This is a genomic window from Pseudomonas sp. V98_8, from assembly GCF_029967975.1.
Taxonomy (GTDB): Bacteria; Pseudomonadota; Gammaproteobacteria; order Pseudomonadales; family Pseudomonadaceae; genus Aquipseudomonas; species Aquipseudomonas umsongensis.
Genome location: NZ_JASCAE010000050.1, coordinates 21,586 through 40,423 on the forward strand (window position 1 = coordinate 21,586; position 18,838 = coordinate 40,423).

The following is an 18,838-nucleotide window of genomic DNA, read 5'->3' on the forward strand; positions in this document are numbered from 1 at the left end:
ATGGCGTTTTGAGTTGCGTCTATGTCGTTGTACGCCGTGCGCCCCAAGATCCTGGGTTTTATCAGCGAAGATGTCTCGGCCGGGCTGGTCGCGCTCATGGTCTTGCTCGTCGGCGCGATTCTCACGGCATTGCTCGCCTGGTCCACTCTGAACCTGTTTCACTATCAATTGCGTCAACGCTTCCAGTTACTGGCCAGCGAACGCTACAGCCGTATCGAAGAACGTTTCCAGGATCAGGAGCAGCGCCTCGATGGCCTGCGCCGCTTCTTTGCCAACTCCGATACGGTCTCGCACGCGGAATTCAACGGCTACACCCAACCCCTGTTGCACCGGACCCAGGCGTATTCGTTCGCTGAGCGGGTCAGCCACGACCAGCGGGCGGCCTTTGAGCACCGGGCGCGCGAGGAGGGCCTGAGCGGGTTCACCCTGCGCGAACTCAATGCGGCCGGCCAACTGCAATTGGCCGGCGAGCGGGATGAGTACGTTGCGGTGCTGTATAGCCAGACGCAAAGCAAGCTCGGTGCGCCACTGGGCTATGACTTGCTGGCTCAGCCCCTGCGTCGGGCTACCCTGGAGCGGGCCGACCAGCATCAGGGCATGGCCGTGTCGCAACCGATGCACCTGGTCAATATCGAGCCGGCCTATGCGCGAGGCGTACTGTTGGTTGCGCCGGTCATGCCGCACAGCAACAAGGGCGGCGCAACCGGCAAACCGTTCGGGTATGTCATGGCGGTGATCAGCATGCGCCAGTTGCTGGCGGACGGGTTGCCGGAGGCGGGTCGCGATTATCTCTCGGTGCGTATCCTCGACCTGTCCACCGATGAGCAACACGAGGTGCTGTTTGAATCGCCCAATGTGCCAGCGCACAGTGACTTGTCCACAACGCGCTTGTTACGTCTCGCCGATCATGATTATCAGGTTGATATCCGGCCCAGCGAGGCTTTCCTCCAGGCCAACCACTCTTCAGTGACCGCGCTGGTCGTGCTCGGTGGCTTGCTCAGTGTGTTGCTCAGCGCCTTGCTCTATGTACTGGTCAGTCAGCGGCAGCGGGCGCTGAAAATGGTCGAGCAAAGGACCGGGGAGCTGCGCGCCCGCGAACAGGAACTGCGCGGCACCCATGGCCAGTTGCGCGGGGTGCTGGATGCCGCGACCCAGGTAGCCATCATCGCCACGGACCTGCGCGGGGTGATCAGCACCTTCAATGCCGGCGCCGAGCAGATGCTCGGTTATACCGCCGCCGACGTGGTCGGGCACATGACCCTGGAAAACCTGCACTTGCCCCGGGAGCTCGCGGCACGCTCGGCAGAATTGAGTGCGCGTTACGGCAAGCCGGTTCCGGCCTGTCACGCGATGCTGGTCGAGGGCGGCGAGGAGGGTGGCCATGAGGCGCGGGAGTGGACGCTGGTACGCGGCGATGGCAGCCATCTGATCGTCAACATGCTGGCGACCCCGGTCCTCGACGAGCAGGGGTTGTGGGTCGGGCACCTGGCGATCTGTATCGACATCACTGAACGCAAGCGCGTGCACGAGGCCCTGGCCGCGCGGGACCTGTTGTTGAAGAAACTCAGTGCCCATGTGCCCGGCGGGATCTACCAGTTCAAGATGGAGTTCGACGGGCGCTTCAGCGTGATCTACGCCAGCGACGGTATTCGCGAGATCTATGAGCTGGAGCCGGACGTGCTATTGCTCAACGCCGAAGCGATTTTCACGCGGATTCATCCTCAGGACACCACCCGCGTGCGCGCCTCGATCCGCGCCTCGGCCAACACCCTCAGCCACTGGCGCGAGGAGTACCGCGTGCAATTGCCCCAGCGCGGCCTGCGCTGGGTCCGTGGCGAGGCGACCCCGGAGGAACTGCCCGGCGGCGGCGTGCTCTGGCATGGCTACATTTCCGACATTACCGACACCAAGCGAGTGGAAGAAGAACTGCGGGCGCTGTCGGTCACCGATTCCCTGACCGGTATCCACAACCGTCGTTATTTCCAGGAACGCCTGACCACCGAGATGGCGCGGGTGGAGCGCGGTGGTGGCGAACTGTCGGTGATCATGCTCGACATCGACCACTTCAAGCGTATCAATGACCAGTACGGCCACGCCGTGGGCGATCGGGTGTTGCAAGCGGTGTGCGAGCGCATTGGTCGTCGGCTGCGGCGCTCGGATGTGTTCTGCCGCCTGGGCGGCGAGGAGTTCATGGTCCTTTGCCCGGACCTCGGCGGCAAGCAGGCCCATCTGCTGTCACTGGAGTTGTGGCAAAGCCTGCGCAGTGCGCCGATCGATGAAGTAGGCGTCGTCACCGCCAGTTTCGGCATTGCCAGCTGGCGGCCCGGAGAAGGTGCGGATGCGCTGTTGTTACGGGCGGACTCGGGGGTGTATGTGGCGAAGCAGGAAGGCAGGGATCGGGTGCAGGGGGAGATGAACTGAGCCGACCTGAACACGACACCTGTAGGAGCCGGCTTGCTGGCGATAGCGGTGTATCAGGCACCATCAATGTTGAATGATGTGCCGCTATCGCCAGCAAGCCGGCTCCTACAGGGGGCTGTGGTGTGTTTACAGAACCGAAGCGGTCTGCGCCAGTTTCGGCTGGCGATACAGGTCCAGCAGCACCTGGTCGAGCACAGACGACGCGCCAAACGGTGCCTTGTCGTTGAGAATTGCCACCACCGCCCAGGTGTTGCCGTTGATGTCGCGGCTGAAGCCGGCGATCGCCCGCACGGTGTTCAAGGTGCCGGTCTTGACGTGGGCCTCACCGCGCATCGCGGTGGTCTTCAGGCGTTTGCGCATGGTGCCGTCGGTACCGGCAATCGGCATCGAGCTGATGTACTCGGCGGCATAAGGGCTGCGCCAGGCGGCCTGCAGCATCGACGCCATTTCCCGGGCACTGACACGTTCAGCACGAGACAGCCCGGAGCCGTTCTCCATCACCAGGTGCGGCGCGGTGATGCCTTTCTTCGCCAACCACTGGCGCACCACGCGCTGGGCGGCCTTGGCGTCGTCGGCGTCGGCATCGGTGCGGTACTTCTGGCCCAGGCTCAGGAACAGTTGCTGGGCCATGGTGTTGTTACTGTATTTGTTGATGTCGCGGATGATTTCCGCCAGATCCGGCGAGAAGGCCCGGGCCAGGACCTTGGCGTCCTTGGGCGTTGCCGCCAGCACATCCTTGCCCTGGATGCTGCCGCCCAGTTCTTTCCAGATCGCGCGCACGGCGCCGGCCGTGTAGGTCGCGTGGTCCAGCAATGACAGGTAGGTTTGCGAGCTGCAGCCATCACCCAACTGACCGCCGACGGTCACGGTCACGCTGCCATCGGCCTGGGGCACCGGGTTGTAGCGTACGCCGCCGGTGCATTGCTTGGAATTGATCGCCTTGACCTGGTTTTCGATGCGGATGCTGGCAATCGGCGGTTCCACGGAGACCAGCACCCGGCCGCCATCGTTGCGCGCCACGAAACGCAGGGCCTTGAGGTTGACCAACAACGCATCGGGCTTGACCAGGAACGGCTTGTTCTCGTCGTTGCCGTCGTCGTTGAACTCGGGCAGTTGCGGTTGCACGAAGAAATTCTTGTCCAGGACCAGGTCGCCGGTCACCTGGGTCACGCCGTTGGCGCGCAGGTCGCGCATCAGCAGCCAGAGTTTTTCCATGTTCAGCTTCGGATCACCGCCACCCTTGAGGTAGAGGTTGCCGTTGAGGATGCCGCCGCTCAGGGTGCCATCGGTATAGAACTCGGTTTTCCATTGGTGATTGGGGCCGAGCATTTCCAAGGCCGCGTAAGTGGTGACCAGCTTCATGGTCGACGCCGGGTTGACCGAGACGTCGGCGTTGAAAATGGTCGGGGTGCCGGGGCCGTTGAGTGGAATCATCACCAGCGACAGGGCGTTGTCCTGCAATTTGCTGGCCTTGAGGGCTTTTTCGACATTGGGCGACAGGCTGGTGTTGATCGGATCAGCAGAAACGGGGAGGGCCAGGGGGAGAAGCAGGCCGGCCAGGAGCAATGGACGCAACGATTTGATCATGTAAATAAAACCCTACAGCCGAGGGGGAAAAAGACGAGGGCATGAAGATAAAGTCCCTCAGTAGTCATGAAAGTGTCGGCATTATGCCCCAAGGTGCTGCAGCGTGTGCCGTGCGCGGGGCCTCCAATCGGCTATTTTTTACCGACGGTAGGCGTGGCGGCCCAGAGAATCGGGCAATTGGCGGCTTAAACTGCTAAAGTGCGGCCCGTTATTACTTAAGAGGATTGTTCCAATGGCGACTAACCGTTCCCAGCGTCTGCGCAAAAAACTGTGCGTCGATGAATTTCAAGAGCTGGGTTTCGAACTGAACCTGGATTTCAAGGAAGATCTGTCCGAAGAAGCCATTGATGCCTTCCTCGAGGCCTTCCTTAAAGAAGCCATGGAAGCCAACGGTCTGGGCTATGTCGGCGGTGATGACTACGGTCTGGTTTGCCTGATCAAGCGTGGCTCGGTCAGCGCTGAACAGCGCGCTGCCGTTGAAGCCTGGCTCAAAGGCCGCACCGAGTTGACCAGCGTTGAAGTCAGCCCGCTGCTGGACGTCTGGTACCCGGAAAAGCCGATCAATCCGGTCGCTTGATGTTGTAAAAAACGGCGACCCTCGAGTCGCCGTTTTTTTTGGATCAAAAGATCGCAGCCTCGTTTCACTCGTCAGCTCCTAAAGGGCCACGCGTTCAATGCAGGAGCTGCCGAAGGCTGCGATCTTTCAGCTTTTACTCCAATTCAGAATCACCAGCGTCACCACCCCCGCCACAATTCCCCAGAACGCCGAACCGATGGAAAACAGCGTCAAACCCGATGCCGTGACCATGAAGGTAATCAGCGCCGCTTCACGCTCCTTCGCCTCGCTCATGGCGATGCCCAAGCCATTGATGATCGAACCGAACAACGCCAGTGCGGCAATCGACAGCACCAGCTCCTTGGGCAAGGCGGCAAACAACGCTGCCAGCGTCGCGCCGAACACACCGGCGATGCCATAGAAAATCCCGCACCAGACCGCCGCCGTGTAGCGTTTGTTGCGATCTTCATGGGCATGTGGCCCGGTGCAGATCGCCGCGCTGATGGCGGCCAGGTTGATCCCGTGGGAACCGAATGGCGCCAGCAACAACGAGGCGATGCCGGTGGTGGTGATCAGCGGCGAGGCCGGTACGTTGTAACCGTCGGCGCGCAGCACGGCGATGCCCGGCATGTTTTGTGAAGTCATCGCGACCACGAACAACGGGATGCCGATACTGATGGTTGCAGCCAGGGAGAAATGCGGTGTGGTCCACACAGGCGTGGCCACTTCCAGGTGAAACGCGCTGAAGTCCAGCAACCCCATGAAGCCGGACAACGCCGTGCCGATCAGCAGTGCGCCCAATACCGCATAACGCGGCGACAGGCGCTTGACCACCAGGTAGGTAAAGAACATGCCCAGCACCAGCGCGGTGCGATGCTGGGCCGCGACGAAAATCTCGCTGCCGATCTTGAACAGGATCCCGGCCAGCAACGCCGCCGCCAGGGACGCCGGAATCTTTTTCACCAGGCGCTCGAAGCTGCCGGTCAGCCCGCAAATGGTCACCAGCACGGCGCAAGTGATATAGGCGCCGATCGCTTCACCGTAGGTCACGCCACCCAGACTGGTAATCAACAAGGCCGCGCCCGGGGTGGACCAGGCAATGGTGATGGGGGTGCGATAGCGCAACGACAGGCCGATCGAGCACACCGCCATACCGATGGATATCGCCCAGATCCACGAGGAAATCTGCCCGCTGGTCAACCCGGCCGCTTGCCCGGCCTGGAACATCAGCACCAGGGAACTGGTGTAGCCAGTCATCATGGCGATGAACCCGGCGACGATGGCCGACGGCGATGTGTCGGCCAGGGGGCGCAGTTGCGTGTGCGTGGCGTCTGTCATGACAGCGTTGTTCCTTGTTAAGGCTGCGGATTCTGCTTTAAAGCCTAAACTCAAACGTAATGGATCGTTGCGATACAGCGGAAGTGACAAACAGCCGTACAGTCGTGTTGGCACCAACCATTGTGTACAATCGCAGTGTTTTTTACGCGATACTTGCCAGCGACCCACTGTGCCGTATTACAGTCACCGTCAATTCGCCGCAGTTCTCCCGACTCGAGTGCCCATGAACGAACAGTTGCAACCCCTAAAGAAACAGCCGCGAGCAGGCAAAGCCGGCCGCAGCGGAACCCAGGACGATATTGTCTACGCGCATATCTTCGAGGCCATCCTCGAACAGCGCCTGGCGCCCGGCACCAAGTTGAGCGAAGAAGCGCTGGGGGAAATTTTCGGGGTCAGCCGCACCATCATTCGCCGTGCGCTGTCGCGCCTGGCCCATGAAGGCGTGGTATTGCTGCGTCCCAATCGCGGCGCTGTCGTTGCCAGCCCGAGTGTCGAAGAGGCGCGCCAGGTGTTCATGGCCCGGCGCCTGGTGGAACGTGCGATCACTGAGCTGGCGGTTCAGCACGCCACCGCCGAGCAAATTGCCGAATTGCGCCAGATGGTCAACGACGAGCGCGACAGTTTCTCCCGTGGCGATCGTGGTGCCGGCATTCGCCTGTCGGGTGAATTCCACCTGAAGTTGGCCGAAGCGGCGAAAAACGCCCCGCTGATCAGCTTCCAGCGCAGCCTGGTGTCCCAGACTTCGCTGATCATCGCCCAGTACGAAAGTGGAAACCGTTCCCACTGCTCCTACGACGAACACACCCAACTGATCGACGCCATTGAAAAACGCGACGCTGAACTGGCGGTGAACCTGATGATGCATCACATGGATCACATCGACAGCAAGCTCAATCTCGATGAAGAAAGTGCGTCGGATGATTTGCATGCGGTGTTCTCGCATTTGCTGCAGACCAAGAAGCCGGGGCGTTCGCCAGCCAAGCTTTGAAAGATCGCAGCCTCGTTTCACTCGACAGCTCCTACAGAGGAATGCATTCCATGTAGGAGCTGCCGAAGGCTGCGATCCTTTGATCTTTCTGGCAGCCAATAAAAATCCCCCGGACTGTAGAGTGCGGGGGATTTTTCATGCCCGAAAAACCTAGCGCTGATGCACCAGATTCCCCGCCGCATAGGTCTGCAACACCGTCCGGTCATCCCCCAGGGTCATCAACACAAACAACGTCTCGGCAATGTTATTGGCCTGCTGCAGGCGATAGCTCAGCAACGGCGTGGCGTTATAGTCCAGCACCAGGAAGTCGGCGTCGGTGCCCGGCTGCAGATTGCCGATCTTGTCTTCAAGACGCAGCGCGCGGGCGCCGCCGAGGGTAGCCAGGTACAGCGACTTGAACGGGCTCAGGCGCGCGCCTTGCAGCTGCATGACCTTGTAGGCTTCATTTAGCGTTTGCAGCAGCGAGAAACTGGTGCCGCCGCCTACATCGGTGCCGATGCCGACATTGAGCTTGTGCTTCTCGGCCATCGGCAGGTTGAACAGGCCGCTGCCAAGGAAGAAGTTGGAAGTCGGGCAGAACGAGATGGCCGATCCGGTTTCTGCCAGTCGCGCGCACTCGTCATCGCACAGGTGCACACCATGGGCGAAGACCGAGCGCTCGCCGAGCAACTGGTAGTGGTCGTAGACGTCCAGGTAGCCCTTGCGCTCCGGGAACAGTTCCTTGACCCACTCGATTTCCTTGAGGTTTTCGCTGATGTGGGTCTGCATGTACAGATCCGGGTATTCAGTCAGCAACTGGCCGGCCAGGGTTAGTTGTTCCGGGGTGCTGGTCGGTGCAAAACGCGGGGTGACCGCATAGTGCAGGCGACCCTTGCCGTGCCAGCGCTCGATCAGCGCCTTGCTTTCAACGTAGCTGGATTCGGCGGTGTCGGTCAGGTAGTCCGGGGCGTTGCGGTCCATCATCACCTTGCCGGCGATCATGCGCAGGTCCAGTTGCTCGGCAGCTTCGAAGAACGAGTTCACCGATTGCGGATGCACGCTGCCGAACACCAGCGCGGTGGTGGTGCCGTTGCGCAGCAGTTCCTTGATGAAAATGTCCGCCACCTGGTCAGCATGGGCCTTGTCGGCGAACTGGCTTTCACAGGGGAAAGTGTAGGTGTTGAGCCAGTCCAGCAGTTGCTCGCCGTAGGCGCCGACCATGCCGGTTTGTGGCAGGTGGATGTGGGTGTCGATGAAGCCCGGGGTGATCAGCGCATCCTGGTAATGGGTGATCTCGATATCGGCCGGCAGCGTTGGCAGCAGTTCACTGGCGTGACCAAGGGCGCTGATCTTGCCGTTTTCGATCACCAGCAAGCCGTCCTCGAAATACTCATAGGAAGCTTCGATCCCGACTTCGGCGGGGTCGGCGATGCTGTGCAGGATGGCGGCGCGGTAGGCTTTGCGAGTCAGGGGCATGTCAGTTCTCAATTTGAGGCTTTCAAGTTGGTGGCCTGGCTGCGGCGAGAAACGGGCAGCAACTTGGCAATCGGTTCGGCGCGGGACGTTTGCTGGCCGAAACTGGCGTTATAAGTGGCGATGATCTCGCCTGCGATGGAGATGGCGATTTCCACAGGCAGTTTGCCTTTGACTTCGCCGATGCCCATCGGGCAGCGCATGCGTTGCACGACACTGCTGTCGAAGCCGCGGTCGCGCAGGCGGTGTTCGAACTTCACCCGTTTGGTTTTAGAGCCAATCAGGCCGAAATAAGCGAAGTCATTGCGCTTGAGGATCGCGGCGGTGAGTTCGAGGTCCAGCTGATGATTGTGGGTCATGACGATGCAGTAGCTGCCGGCGGGCAGGTCGTCGATTTCATCCACCGGTTCTTCGCTGACAATCTTGCGTACGCCGTGGGGAATCTGTTCCGGGAATTCGTCTTCCCGCGAGTCGATCCAGCGCACCCGGCAGGGCAGGCTGGCCAGCAGCGGTACCAGCGCGCGGCCGACGTGGCCGGCGCCGAACACGGCGATCTGCGCCTGGACCTGGCCCATCGGTTCGAACAGCAACACGGTCGCGCCGCCGCAGCACTGGCCCAGGCTGGCGCCGAGGCTGAAGCGCTCGAGATGGGTGTCCTGCTTGCCGCTGGCGAGCATTTCGCGGGCGATCTGCATGGCCTTGTATTCCAGGTGTCCGCCACCGATGGTGTCGAAGGCCTGGTGGGCGCTGACAACCATCTTCGAGCCAGCATTGCGCGGCGTCGAGCCGAGCTCTTCGATGATGGTCACCAACACGCAGGGTTCACCCTGGTTTTGCAGGTCGGCGAGGGCGTCGATCCAGTTGTACATGTTCACCTCGACATCTTCGTTGTCTGTTCGGCCGTATTCGCCAGCAAGCCGGCTCCTACAGGTTCTGTGTCAGTCGCAGAATCGCGATACACCACCGATCCGTAGGAGCCGGCTTGCTGGCGATCCAGGCACCTCGGTCCTAGAGCGAAGCCAGCTCGGTCTCCGCCTCGACAGCCTTTGCCGCCTTCAACTGGCGCATCTGCTCACAGCCCCACAACACCCGCTCCGGCGTCGCTGGCGCGTCGATCTTCGGTTGATGCCGGTAGTCGCCCAGGCTCGCCACGGCGTCCTTGATCGCGCACCAGGCGGCGATGCCGAGCATGAACGGCGGTTCGCCCACGGCCTTGGAATGGAACACCGTGTCTTCCGGGTTCTTGCGGTTTTCCACCAGCTTGACCCGCAGGTCCAGCGGCATGTCCGCCACGGCCGGGATCTTGTAGCTGGCCGGGCCGTTGGTCATCAGCTTGCCCTTGTTGTTCCACACCAGCTCTTCCATGGTCAGCCAGCCCATGCCCTGGATGAAACCACCCTCGACCTGGCCGATGTCGATGGCCGGGTTCAGCGAAGCGCCGACGTCGTGGAGGATGTCGGTGCGCAGCATTTTGTACTCGCCCGTCAGGGTGTCGATGATCACCTCGCAGCAGGCTGCACCGAAGGCGTAGTAATAGAACGGACGCCCCCGGGCCTGGCTGCGGTCGTAATAGATTTTCGGGGTCTTGTAGAACCCGGTACTCGACAGCGATACCTGGGCGAAGTACGCCTGCTGGATCAGCGCTTCGAAAGTCAGGATGTGATCGCGAACCCGCACGTGGCCGTTGTGGAACTCCACGTCTTCTTCGCTGACCTTGTATTGCCGCGCGGCAAATTCCACCAGGCGTTTCTTGATGGTTTCAGCGGCATTCTGCGCGGCCTTGCCGTTCAGGTCGGCGCCGCTGGAGGCCGCGGTCGGCGAAGTGTTCGGCACTTTGTCAGTGTTGGTCGCGGTGATCTGCACGCGGTCCATTTCTACCTGGAACACCTCGGCCACGACTTGCGCGACTTTGGTGTTCAGGCCCTGGCCCATCTCGGTGCCGCCATGGTTCAGGTGGATGCTGCCGTCGGTGTAGACGTGTACCAGGGCGCCGGCCTGGTTGAGGAAGCTGGCGGTGAAGGAAATGCCGAATTTCACCGGGGTCAGCGCCAGGCCCTTTTTCAGGATCGGGCTGTTGGCGTTATAGCGACGGATCGCTTCGCGGCGCTCGGCGTACTGGCTGCTCGCTTCCAGTTCGGCGGTCATTTCCTCGAGCATGTTGTGCTCGACGGTCTGGTAGTAATGGGTGATGTTGCGCTCGGTCTTGCCGTAGTAGTTGGCCTTGCGCACCGCCAGTGGATCCAGCGCCAGGTGACGGGCGATGGCGTCCATCACTTCTTCGATGGCGACCATGCCTTGCGGGCCACCAAAACCACGGTAGGCGGTGTTCGACGCGGTGTTGGTCTTGCAGCGATGACCGTTGACGGTCGCGTCGCCCAGGTAATACGAGTTGTCCGAGTGGAACATCGCGCGGTCGACGATCGACGCCGACAGGTCTGGCGAACAGCCGCAGTTGCCAGCCAGTTCCAGGTTGATGCCGTGCAGGCGTCCGGTGCTGTCGAAGCCCACGTCGTATTCGACATAGAACGGGTGGCGCTTGCCGGTCATCAGCATGTCTTCGACCCGCGGCAGGCGCATCTTGGTTGGCTGGCCGGTGAGGTGCGCAATCACCGCACACAGGCACGCCGGGCTCGCCGCCTGGGTTTCCTTGCCGCCAAAACCGCCACCCATGCGGCGCATGTCGACAACGATCTTGTTCATCGACACGTCCAGCACTTCGGCCACCAGTTTCTGCACTTCGGTGGGGTTCTGGGTCGAGCAGTAGACGATCATGCCGCCGTCTTCGGTGGGCATCACCGAGGAAATCTGGGTTTCCAGGTAGAAGTGTTCCTGCCCGCCGATGTGCAGCGTGCCCTGGATGCGATGTTCGGCGGTGGCCAGCGCCGTCGCCGAATCGCCGCGCTGGTGCGTGTGGCTGTCGAGCACGAAGTGGCGCTTGCGCAGGGCCTCGACCACGTCCAGCACCGGTTCCAGGTCTTCGTATTCGATGATCGCGGCCATCGCCGCCTTGCGTGCGGTTTCCAGGTCTTTGGCGGCAACGGCCACCACGGGTTGACCGACGAACTGCACGGTATCGATCGCCAGCAACGGATCGCCCGGCAGCAATGGGCCGATGTCCTTCAGGCCCGGCACGTCTTCGTGGGTGATGGCGATGCGCACACCTTCGAAGGCATAGCACGGCAAGGTGTCGATGCTGATGATCCGGGCATGGGCGCGGTCGGACAAGCGGGCGTACACGTGCAGCTGGTTCGCAAACCCCAGGCGATCATCGATGTACTGCGCTTCACCGGACACATGCTTGGCGGCGCTGTCGTGCTTGACGCTGCGGCCGACACCGGTGGTCAGGTCCTTGGCGAACAATTCAGCCAGTTCGGCCTGGGTCTTCTCTACGGCGTGATGGTTAGACATAAGCGGTCACCCGAGTCTCGATGTGCGGCGTTTGCAGTTCGATGAAGTATTTGCGCAGCAGGTTTTGTGCGCTGAGCAGGCGGTATTCCTTGCTGGCGCGGAAGTCCGACAGCGGTGTGAAGTCTTCGGCCAGGGCAGCGCAGGCACGCTCAACGGTGGCGCTGTTGAAGGGCGAACCGATCAGCGCGGTTTCGCAACTGTTGGCGCGTTTCGGGATGGCCGCCATGCCACCGAAGGCCACGCGGGCATCGGCGACCACACCGTTTTCCAGCCGCAGGTTGAACGCCGCGCACACGGCCGAAATGTCATCGTCCAGGCGCTTGGACACCTTGTAGGCGCGGAACAGCTGTTCGACGCTGGCGCGAGGCACGATGATCTTCTCGATGAACTCGCTTTCCTGGCGCGCCGTGACGCGGTAATCGATGAAGTAATCTTCCAGGGCCAGGGTGCGGCGGGTCTCGCCCTTGCACAGGACAATTTGCGCGCCCAGGGCAATCAGCAGGGGCGGCGAGTCGCCGATGGGCGAGGCGTTGCCGATGTTGCCGCCCAGGGTGCCCTGGTTGCGGATCTGCAAGGAGGCGAAGCGTTGCAGCAGTTCGCCGAAGTCCGGGTACTCGGCCTTCAGGGCCTCGTAGCAGTCGGAGAGGGCGGTGGCGGCGCCGATTTCCAGGCGGTCGTCGAAGCGTTCGATGCGCTTCATTTCGGCGACGTTGCCGACGTAGATCATCACCGGCAACGTGCGGTGGAACTGAGTCACTTCCAGCGCCAGGTCAGTGCCGCCGGCCAGCAGCCGGGCCTGTGGATAAGCATCGTAGAGGTCGGCCAGGTCGGCCACGGTCAACGGCACCAGGCAACGCTTGTCACCACTGTTGAGTTCGCCGATATCGCTCGGCGCGATGGCCTTGAGCCGGGCAATGGTCTGGGCTTCGTTGGCATCGAACTGATCCGGCTGTTTAGCGCAGCAGGACTGCTCGGCGGCTTCCAGGATCGGCCGATAGCCGGTGCAGCGGCAGAGGTTGCCGGCCAGGGCTTCGTGGGCCTTGTGCTGATCCGGTGCATCGCTGTTCTTTTGCAGGGCAAACAACGACATCACGAAACCCGGGGTGCAGAACCCGCATTGCGAGCCGTGGCACTCGACCATGGCCTTCTGCACGCTGTGCAGTTCGCCCTTGTGCTTGAGGTCTTCGACGCTGATCAGTTGCTTGCCATGCAATGACGAAACGAACGTCAGGCACGAGTTGAGGCTGCGGTAGCGAATGTGTTCGCGGCCCGCATCATCGGTCTGCAATTCGCCGACCACCACGGTGCACGCGCCACAGTCACCGCTGGCGCAGCCTTCTTTGGTGCCGGGTTTGCCCACATGGTCGCGCAGATAATTGAGCACGGTCAGGTTCGGGTCCAGGGCGTGCTCGCTACGGAGTTCCTGGTTGAGTAAAAACTGGATCACGGAAGGCCTCGCAGACTCATTATTGTTGTTAACCGCCATGAACCGAATTTAGCAGGTCTGACTTTTCGGTCAATGATTTTCTGACTTAAAGGTCAGGAAAATGCATTTTGTCGATTTACGTCGCTTTTCTTCATTATTGACCCTCGATCAACAGCCTGCTTTTTGCTTGAATCGTGCCAAAAACCACTGGGTGGGCCCTGCGCCATGACGTATCAATTGCGCTACACTGCGCCGCTTGTGCAAATCGAAGAGTTTGAAGGACAACCATGACGTTCAAGGCGCCGGACAGCCTCGCCGAGCAAATCGCGCATCATCTCGCCGAACGCATCATTCGCGGCGAAATGAAGCCCGGGGAGCGCATCCAGGAACAGAAGGTCACGCAGGCACTCGACGTCAGTCGTGGCTCGGTCCGCGAGGCGTTGCTGATTCTCGAGCGCCGGCACCTGATCGCCATCCTGCCGCGACGTGGCGCCCACGTCACCGAACTCACCGCGCACAAGGTCAAGAGCCTGTGCACGCTGATGAGCGAGATGTACATCCTGCTTGCCAACGCCGTGGCCACTGGCTGGAAAGTCCAGGCCGACCTGGCGCCGTTCGTGCAGATCCAGCAGCGCTTGACGGCCAGCTACGAGCGCCAGGACATCCATGCCTTCGTCGACGACAGTTTCAACGTGATGCGCGCCACGTATCCGTTTGCCAACAATCCTTACCTGCAGGAAACCGTCGAGAATCTGCAGCCGGCCATGAGCCGTGCATATTTTCTCGCCCTGGAGCAACGCAAGGCCTCGATGAGTGAGTATCTGGAGCTGTTCGAACGTCTGCTTGCCGCAGTGATCGCCCGTGATTTTCCACTGATCCGCGAAGTGCTGACCGCTTATGGCCAGCGCAGTTGCGATCTGGTGATCTCTGCCCTGACGGACGCATAAGCGTGCGGCTAAAGTGCATCAAGCTGGCGGGCTTCAAGTCCTTCGTCGACCCGACCACAGTGAACTTCCCCAGCAACATGGCGGCGGTGGTTGGGCCCAATGGTTGCGGCAAGTCGAACATCATCGACGCCGTGCGCTGGGTGATGGGCGAAAGTTCGGCGAAGAACCTGCGCGGCGAGTCGATGACCGACGTCATCTTCAACGGCTCCACCAGCCGCAAGCCGGTGAGCCAGGCGAGCATCGAACTGGTATTCGATAACGCCGATGGCACATTGCTCGGTGAATACGCCGCCTATGCGGAAATTTCCATTCGCCGCAAAGTCACCCGCGACAGCCAGACCACCTATTACCTCAATGGCACCAAATGCCGGCGCCGCGACATCACCGATATCTTCCTCGGCACCGGCCTGGGCCCGCGCAGCTACTCGATCATCGAACAGGGGATGATCTCCAAGCTGATCGAGTCCAAGCCTGAGGATTTGCGCAATTTCATCGAAGAAGCGGCGGGGATCTCCAAGTACAAGGAGCGTCGGCGCGAAACCGAAAACCGCATCCGCCGCACCCACGAAAACCTGGAGCGCCTGACCGACCTGCGCGAAGAGCTCGAACGTCAGCTCGAACGCTTGCACCGCCAGGCCGAAGCGGCCAAGAAGTATCAGGAATTCAAAGGCGAGGAGCGCCAGCTCAAGGCGCAACTGTCGGCCCTGCGCTGGCAGGACCTGAACGATCAGGTCGGCCAGCGCGAAGCGATCATCGGCACCCAGGAAGTCAGTTTCGAAGCCCTGGTGGCCGAACAACGCAACGCCGACGCCAGCATCGAACGCTTGCGCGACGGCCATCACGACCTCTCCGAGCGCTTCAATCTGGTGCAGGGGCGCTTCTATTCGGTCGGCGGCGACATCGCCCGGGTCGAGCAGAGCATCCAGCACGGCCAGCAGCGCTTGCGTCAATTGCAGGACGATTTGAAGGAAGCCGAGCGCGCGCGCCTGGAGACCGAGTCGCACCTGGGCCACGACCGCACGCTGCTGCTGACCCTCGGCGAAGAACTGGAGATGCTCACGCCGGAGCAGGAAGTCACCAGCGCCGCAGCCGAAGGGGCTGCCGCTGCGCTGGAGGAATCCGAAACCACCATGCACGGCTGGCAGGAGCAGTGGGACACGTTCAACCTCAGTGCCGCCGAGCCACGGCGCCAGTCGGAAGTCCAGCAATCACGCATTCAGCAGCTGGAAACCAGCCTGGAGCGCCTGGCCGAACGGCACCGGCGCCTGGGTGAAGAGCGCGCGTTGTTGTCGGCGGACCCGGAAGACGCGGCGATCATGGCGCTCAACGAGCAGCTCGCTGAATCCGAGGCGACCCTCGAAGATTTGCAGACCAGTGAAGAAGCTCAGGTTGAAAAGCTCGAGCAACTGCGCCAGCAATTGCAGCAGGCACTGTCGGCGCAGCAACAGGCCCAGGGCGATCTGCAGCGCCTCAACGGGCGCCTGGCGTCGCTCGAAGCCTTGCAGCAAGCCGCACTCGACCCGGGCACCGGCACCGCGCAATGGCTGAGTGAGCAGAATTTGGCCGACCGCCCGCGCCTGGCCGAAGGCCTGAAGGTTGAAGACGGTTGGGAGCTGGCGGTGGAAACCGTACTGGGGGCCGACCTGCAAGCGGTGCTGGTGGATGACGTCGGCGATTTCGATTTGTCCGGGTTTACCCAAGGCGATCTGCGCTTGCTCAGCCCCGCGACCGACGGCGCGCGGGTGCCCGGCAGCCTGCTCGATAAAGTCGAGGCGCAGATCGATCTGTCGCCATGGCTGGGGCAGGTCAAACCCGTCGAAAACCTGGAGCAGGCGTTGGCGTTGCGTGGCCAGCTGGCAGCGGGCCAGAGCCTCATCAGCCGCGACGGCTATTGGGTCGGTCGGCACTTTTTGCGCGTGCGCCGCGCCAGTGAAGCGCAAAGCGGGATGCTCGCCCGGGGTCAGGAAATCCAGAAACTGGGCCTTGAACGCGAAGAGCGTGAAGCGGCCGTCGAAGCCTTGGAAACCGAATTGCAAAACCTGCGGGCGCAACAGCGCCAGCAGGAAAACGGCCGCGAACATTTGCGCCGCTTGCTGCAGGACGAAGCGCGCCAGCAAGGTGAACTCAAGGCTCAGCTGTCGGCCGGCAAGGCCAAGGCCGAGCAGTTGAACCTGCGGCGCACGCGCCTCGATGAAGAGCTCCAGGAGTTGGCCGAACAACGGGCCCTGGAACATGAACAGATCGGCGAAGCACGCCTGCAGTTGCAGGAGGCCCTCGACGCCATGGCCCTGGACACCGAGCAGCGCGAGCTGCTGCTGGCCCAGCGCGACAGCTTGCGCGAACGGCTTGACCGGGTGCGCCAGGAAGCCCGTCAGCACAAGGATCACGCCCATCAACTGGCGGTGCGCCTGGGCTCGCTGCGGGCCCAGCATGACTCGACGCGCCAGGCCCTGGAGCGCCTGGAAATGCAGGCCGAGCGCCTGACGGAAAAACGCGAGCAACTGAGCCTCAACCTCGAAGAGGGCGAGGCGCCGCTGGAAGAGCTGCGCCTGAAACTTGAAGAACTGCTCGACAAGCGCATGACCGTCGACGAAGAGCTCAAGACCGCGCAGATCGCCCTGGAAGATGCCGACCGCGAACTGCGTGATGCTGAAAAGCGTCGCAACCAGGCCGAACAACAGTCCCAGCTGATTCGCGGCCAGCTTGAAAACCAGCGCATGGAATGGCAAGCCCTGACCGTGCGGCGCAAGGCATTGCAGGACCAGTTGCTCGAAGACGGCTACGACCTGCACGGCGTGCTGGCCACGCTGACCGCCGAGGCCAGCGAGAAAGCCGCCGAGGAAGAACTCGAGCGCATTGCCGCGCGAATTCAGCGTTTGGGCGCGATCAACCTCGCGGCCATCGATGAGTATCAGCAACAATCGGAGCGTAAACGTTATCTGGACGCCCAGAACGACGATCTGGTCGAAGCGCTCGATACGCTCGAGAACGTGATTCGCAAGATCGACAAGGAAACCCGAAACCGTTTCAAAGATACCTTTGATCAGATCAATGGCGGTTTACAGGCACTTTTCCCAAAAGTTTTCGGTGGAGGGCGCGCGTATTTGGAACTGACGGGCGAAGATCTACTCGATACAGGGGTGACGATCATGGCGCAGCCGCCCGGAAAGAAGAACAGCACCATCCATTTGCTTTCAGGTGGCGAAAAGGCCCTGACGGCATTGGCCCTGGTTTTTGCGATCTTCAAGCTGAACCCGGCGCCGTTCTGCATGCTCGATGAAGTGGACGCGCCTTTGGATGACGCTAACGTTGGACGCTACGCACGACTGGTTAAGGAGATGTCGAAAACGGTGCAGTTCATCTATATCACCCACAACAAGATCGCCATGGAAATGGCCGAACAACTGATGGGGGTGACGATGCACGAACCGGGTTGCTCGCGTCTGGTGGCGGTGGATGTCGAGGAGGCCATGGCGATGGTGGACGCCTGAAACGTGGCTTTCAGGTCAGATTTTTTAGCGGTGGGACCTAATTAGCCATGCCGACTTGCTGGCCAATCGACATAATCGCGGGGACCAACGTGCCAGACGGTGTAAAGTTGCCTTTGGTCGTGCTAGTTTAATGTCAATTTTTCGTATGCGTGGGCAAAACGCCTGTCAGAACATAGAGTTGGCGCCACGTTTTAAAGCGGTTTACAGAATGTAAGCCCCTTATTTTTCAGCATTTTTTATAGAGGCACGGGATTACATGGAAATCGGTCTGCGCGAGTGGCTGATCGTCATCGGCATTATTGTCATTGCCGGTATTCTTTTCGATGGCTGGCGCCGTATGCGCGGCGGCAAGGGAAAGCTGAAATTCCGTCTTGACCGGAGCCTGTCCAACTTGCCCGACGAGGACACCAGTCCCGAGCTGTTGGGTCCGTCTCGCGTCCTGGATACGCACAAGGAACCGCAACTGGACGAGCACGACCTGCCGTCGGTGAGCATGCCTGCCCGCGATTCGGGCTCCAAGCGCGGCAAGCGTGGCCATGGCGAGCCTTCCCAGGGCGACATGAACTTAAGCCTGGACCTGGACGGCGGCCCTAGCTTCAGCAGCCGTGACGACGATTTCCCGGATGACACCAAGGCATCGCCTGCGGTCAGCGAAAAAGAGCAGCCGCAAGCAGAAGAAGTGCTGGTCATCAGCGTAATCTGCCGCGATCCGGCCGGCTTCAAGGGCCCGGCGCTGCTGCAGAACATTCTCGAAAGCGGCCTGCGTTTCGGCGAAATGGACATCTTCCACCGTCACGAAAGCATGGCGGGCAATGGCGAAGTGCTGTTCTCCATGGCCAACGCGGTCAAGCCTGGCGTCTTCGACCTGGACGACATCGACCACTTCAGCACCCCGGCGGTGAGCTTCTTCCTCGGCTTGCCAGGCCCGCGTCATCCGAAGCAGGCCTTCGACGTGATGGTGGCTGCAGCACGTAAACTGTCACAAGAGTTGAACGGCGAGCTGAAGGACGACCAACGCAGCGTATTGACCGCCCAGACGATTGAGCACTACCGTCAGCGCATCGTTGAATTCGAGCGTCGCGCACTGACCCAGAAGCGCTGATATTTGTAACGTGTGGAAACCTCCGCACCCCGGTAGGAGCCGGCTTGCTGGCGATGGCGATTTCAAATACGCCTTCGCCGGCAAGTCGGATCGCCGCACCGCAGGCTCCTACAATGAATCAA

The 18,838-nt window shown here is 61.2% G+C and carries 12 protein-coding genes; 6 read left to right on the forward strand and 6 right to left on the reverse strand.

The window, feature by feature from the left end; translation table 11 throughout:
* The first annotated feature begins 21 nt into the window (after window positions 1-21).
* Window positions 22-2,421 carry a GGDEF domain-containing protein gene (locus tag QLG10_RS16610; RefSeq protein WP_110749507.1) on the forward strand — a complete coding sequence of 800 codons (2,400 nt, stop codon included), beginning with the start codon at window positions 22-24 and terminating at the stop codon, window positions 2,419-2,421.
* Window positions 2,422-2,547: 126 nt separating this feature from the next.
* Here the strand turns inward: QLG10_RS16610 and dacB are convergent, their stop codons facing one another.
* Window positions 2,548-4,008, reverse strand: coding sequence for a D-alanyl-D-alanine carboxypeptidase/D-alanyl-D-alanine-endopeptidase (gene dacB / locus QLG10_RS16615; RefSeq protein ID WP_188265158.1), 1,461 nt, complete (start codon window positions 4,006-4,008; stop codon window positions 2,548-2,550).
* Window positions 4,009-4,240: 232 nt separating this feature from the next.
* Here dacB and QLG10_RS16620 point away from each other — a divergent pair, with 232 nt between their 5' ends.
* Window positions 4,241-4,585: a YggL family protein gene (locus tag QLG10_RS16620; RefSeq protein ID WP_008056407.1), complete on the forward strand. Its 345-nt coding sequence runs from the start codon at window positions 4,241-4,243 to the stop codon at window positions 4,583-4,585.
* Window positions 4,586-4,711: 126 nt separating this feature from the next.
* On the opposite strand, the gene QLG10_RS16625 is transcribed toward QLG10_RS16620, so the two are convergent.
* A complete protein-coding gene (locus QLG10_RS16625; protein WP_282487700.1) occupies window positions 4,712-5,902 on the reverse strand; it encodes a benzoate/H(+) symporter BenE family transporter in 1,191 nt (396 codons plus the stop codon).
* 223 nt (window positions 5,903-6,125) lie between these two features.
* On the opposite strand from QLG10_RS16625, the gene QLG10_RS16630 reads away from it, so the two are divergent.
* Entirely contained in the window at window positions 6,126-6,890 is a 765-nt protein-coding gene (locus QLG10_RS16630; RefSeq protein ID WP_020795916.1) for a GntR family transcriptional regulator, read from the forward strand.
* Between the two features lie 150 nt (window positions 6,891-7,040).
* Here QLG10_RS16630 and guaD read toward each other — a convergent pair whose 3' ends face one another.
* From guaD to xdhA, 4 genes are all read right to left on the reverse strand, one after another.
* Window positions 7,041-8,345 (reverse strand): guanine deaminase, encoded by a 1,305-nt coding sequence (gene guaD / locus QLG10_RS16635; RefSeq protein ID WP_110749501.1) that lies wholly within the window; start codon window positions 8,343-8,345, stop codon window positions 7,041-7,043.
* 8 nt (window positions 8,346-8,353) lie between these two features.
* A complete protein-coding gene (gene xdhC / locus QLG10_RS16640) occupies window positions 8,354-9,211 on the reverse strand; it encodes a xanthine dehydrogenase accessory protein XdhC (protein WP_033045249.1) in 858 nt (285 codons plus the stop codon).
* Window positions 9,212-9,350: 139 nt separating this feature from the next.
* Window positions 9,351-11,750, reverse strand: a complete 2,400-nt coding sequence (xdhB, locus tag QLG10_RS16645) for a xanthine dehydrogenase molybdopterin binding subunit (protein WP_282487701.1) — start codon at window positions 11,748-11,750, stop codon at window positions 9,351-9,353.
* Complete coding sequence (gene xdhA / locus QLG10_RS16650; RefSeq protein WP_282487702.1) at window positions 11,743-13,197, reverse strand: xanthine dehydrogenase small subunit; 1,455 nt, start codon at window positions 13,195-13,197, stop codon at window positions 11,743-11,745. Before xdhA ends, xdhB begins: the two co-directional genes overlap by 8 nt.
* A gap of 266 nt (window positions 13,198-13,463) precedes the next feature.
* On the opposite strand from xdhA, the gene QLG10_RS16655 reads away from it, so the two are divergent.
* From QLG10_RS16655 to zipA, 3 genes are all read left to right on the forward strand, one after another.
* On the forward strand, window positions 13,464-14,123 hold the full coding sequence (locus QLG10_RS16655; RefSeq protein ID WP_008056419.1) for a GntR family transcriptional regulator: 660 nt from the start codon (window positions 13,464-13,466) through the stop codon (window positions 14,121-14,123).
* Between the two features lie 2 nt (window positions 14,124-14,125).
* Window positions 14,126-17,614 carry a chromosome segregation protein SMC gene (gene smc / locus QLG10_RS16660; RefSeq protein ID WP_282487703.1) on the forward strand — a complete coding sequence of 1,163 codons (3,489 nt, stop codon included), beginning with the start codon at window positions 14,126-14,128 and terminating at the stop codon, window positions 17,612-17,614.
* 256 nt (window positions 17,615-17,870) lie between these two features.
* Entirely contained in the window at window positions 17,871-18,716 is an 846-nt protein-coding gene (gene zipA, locus QLG10_RS16665; protein WP_110749495.1) for a cell division protein ZipA, read from the forward strand.
* Window positions 18,717-18,838: the final 122 nt, after the last annotated feature.

Bases quoted from the DNA above. Each gene is read 5' to 3' on its own strand.
- QLG10_RS16610 (WP_110749507.1), top strand. From the start codon at position 22: ATGTCGTTGTACGCCGTGCGCCCCAAGATCCTGGGTTTTATCAGCGAA.
- dacB (WP_188265158.1), bottom strand. From the start codon at position 4,008: ATGATCAAATCGTTGCGTCCATTGCTCCTGGCCGGCCTGCTTCTCCCC.
- QLG10_RS16620 (WP_008056407.1), top strand. From the start codon at position 4,241: ATGGCGACTAACCGTTCCCAGCGTCTGCGCAAAAAACTGTGCGTCGAT.
- QLG10_RS16625 (WP_282487700.1), bottom strand. From the start codon at position 5,902: ATGACAGACGCCACGCACACGCAACTGCGCCCCCTGGCCGACACATCG.
- QLG10_RS16630 (WP_020795916.1), top strand. From the start codon at position 6,126: ATGAACGAACAGTTGCAACCCCTAAAGAAACAGCCGCGAGCAGGCAAA.
- guaD (WP_110749501.1), bottom strand. From the start codon at position 8,345: ATGCCCCTGACTCGCAAAGCCTACCGCGCCGCCATCCTGCACAGCATC.
- xdhC (WP_033045249.1), bottom strand. From the start codon at position 9,211: ATGTACAACTGGATCGACGCCCTCGCCGACCTGCAAAACCAGGGTGAA.
- xdhB (WP_282487701.1), bottom strand. From the start codon at position 11,750: ATGTCTAACCATCACGCCGTAGAGAAGACCCAGGCCGAACTGGCTGAA.
- QLG10_RS16655 (WP_008056419.1), top strand. From the start codon at position 13,464: ATGACGTTCAAGGCGCCGGACAGCCTCGCCGAGCAAATCGCGCATCAT.
- zipA (WP_110749495.1), top strand. From the start codon at position 17,871: ATGGAAATCGGTCTGCGCGAGTGGCTGATCGTCATCGGCATTATTGTC.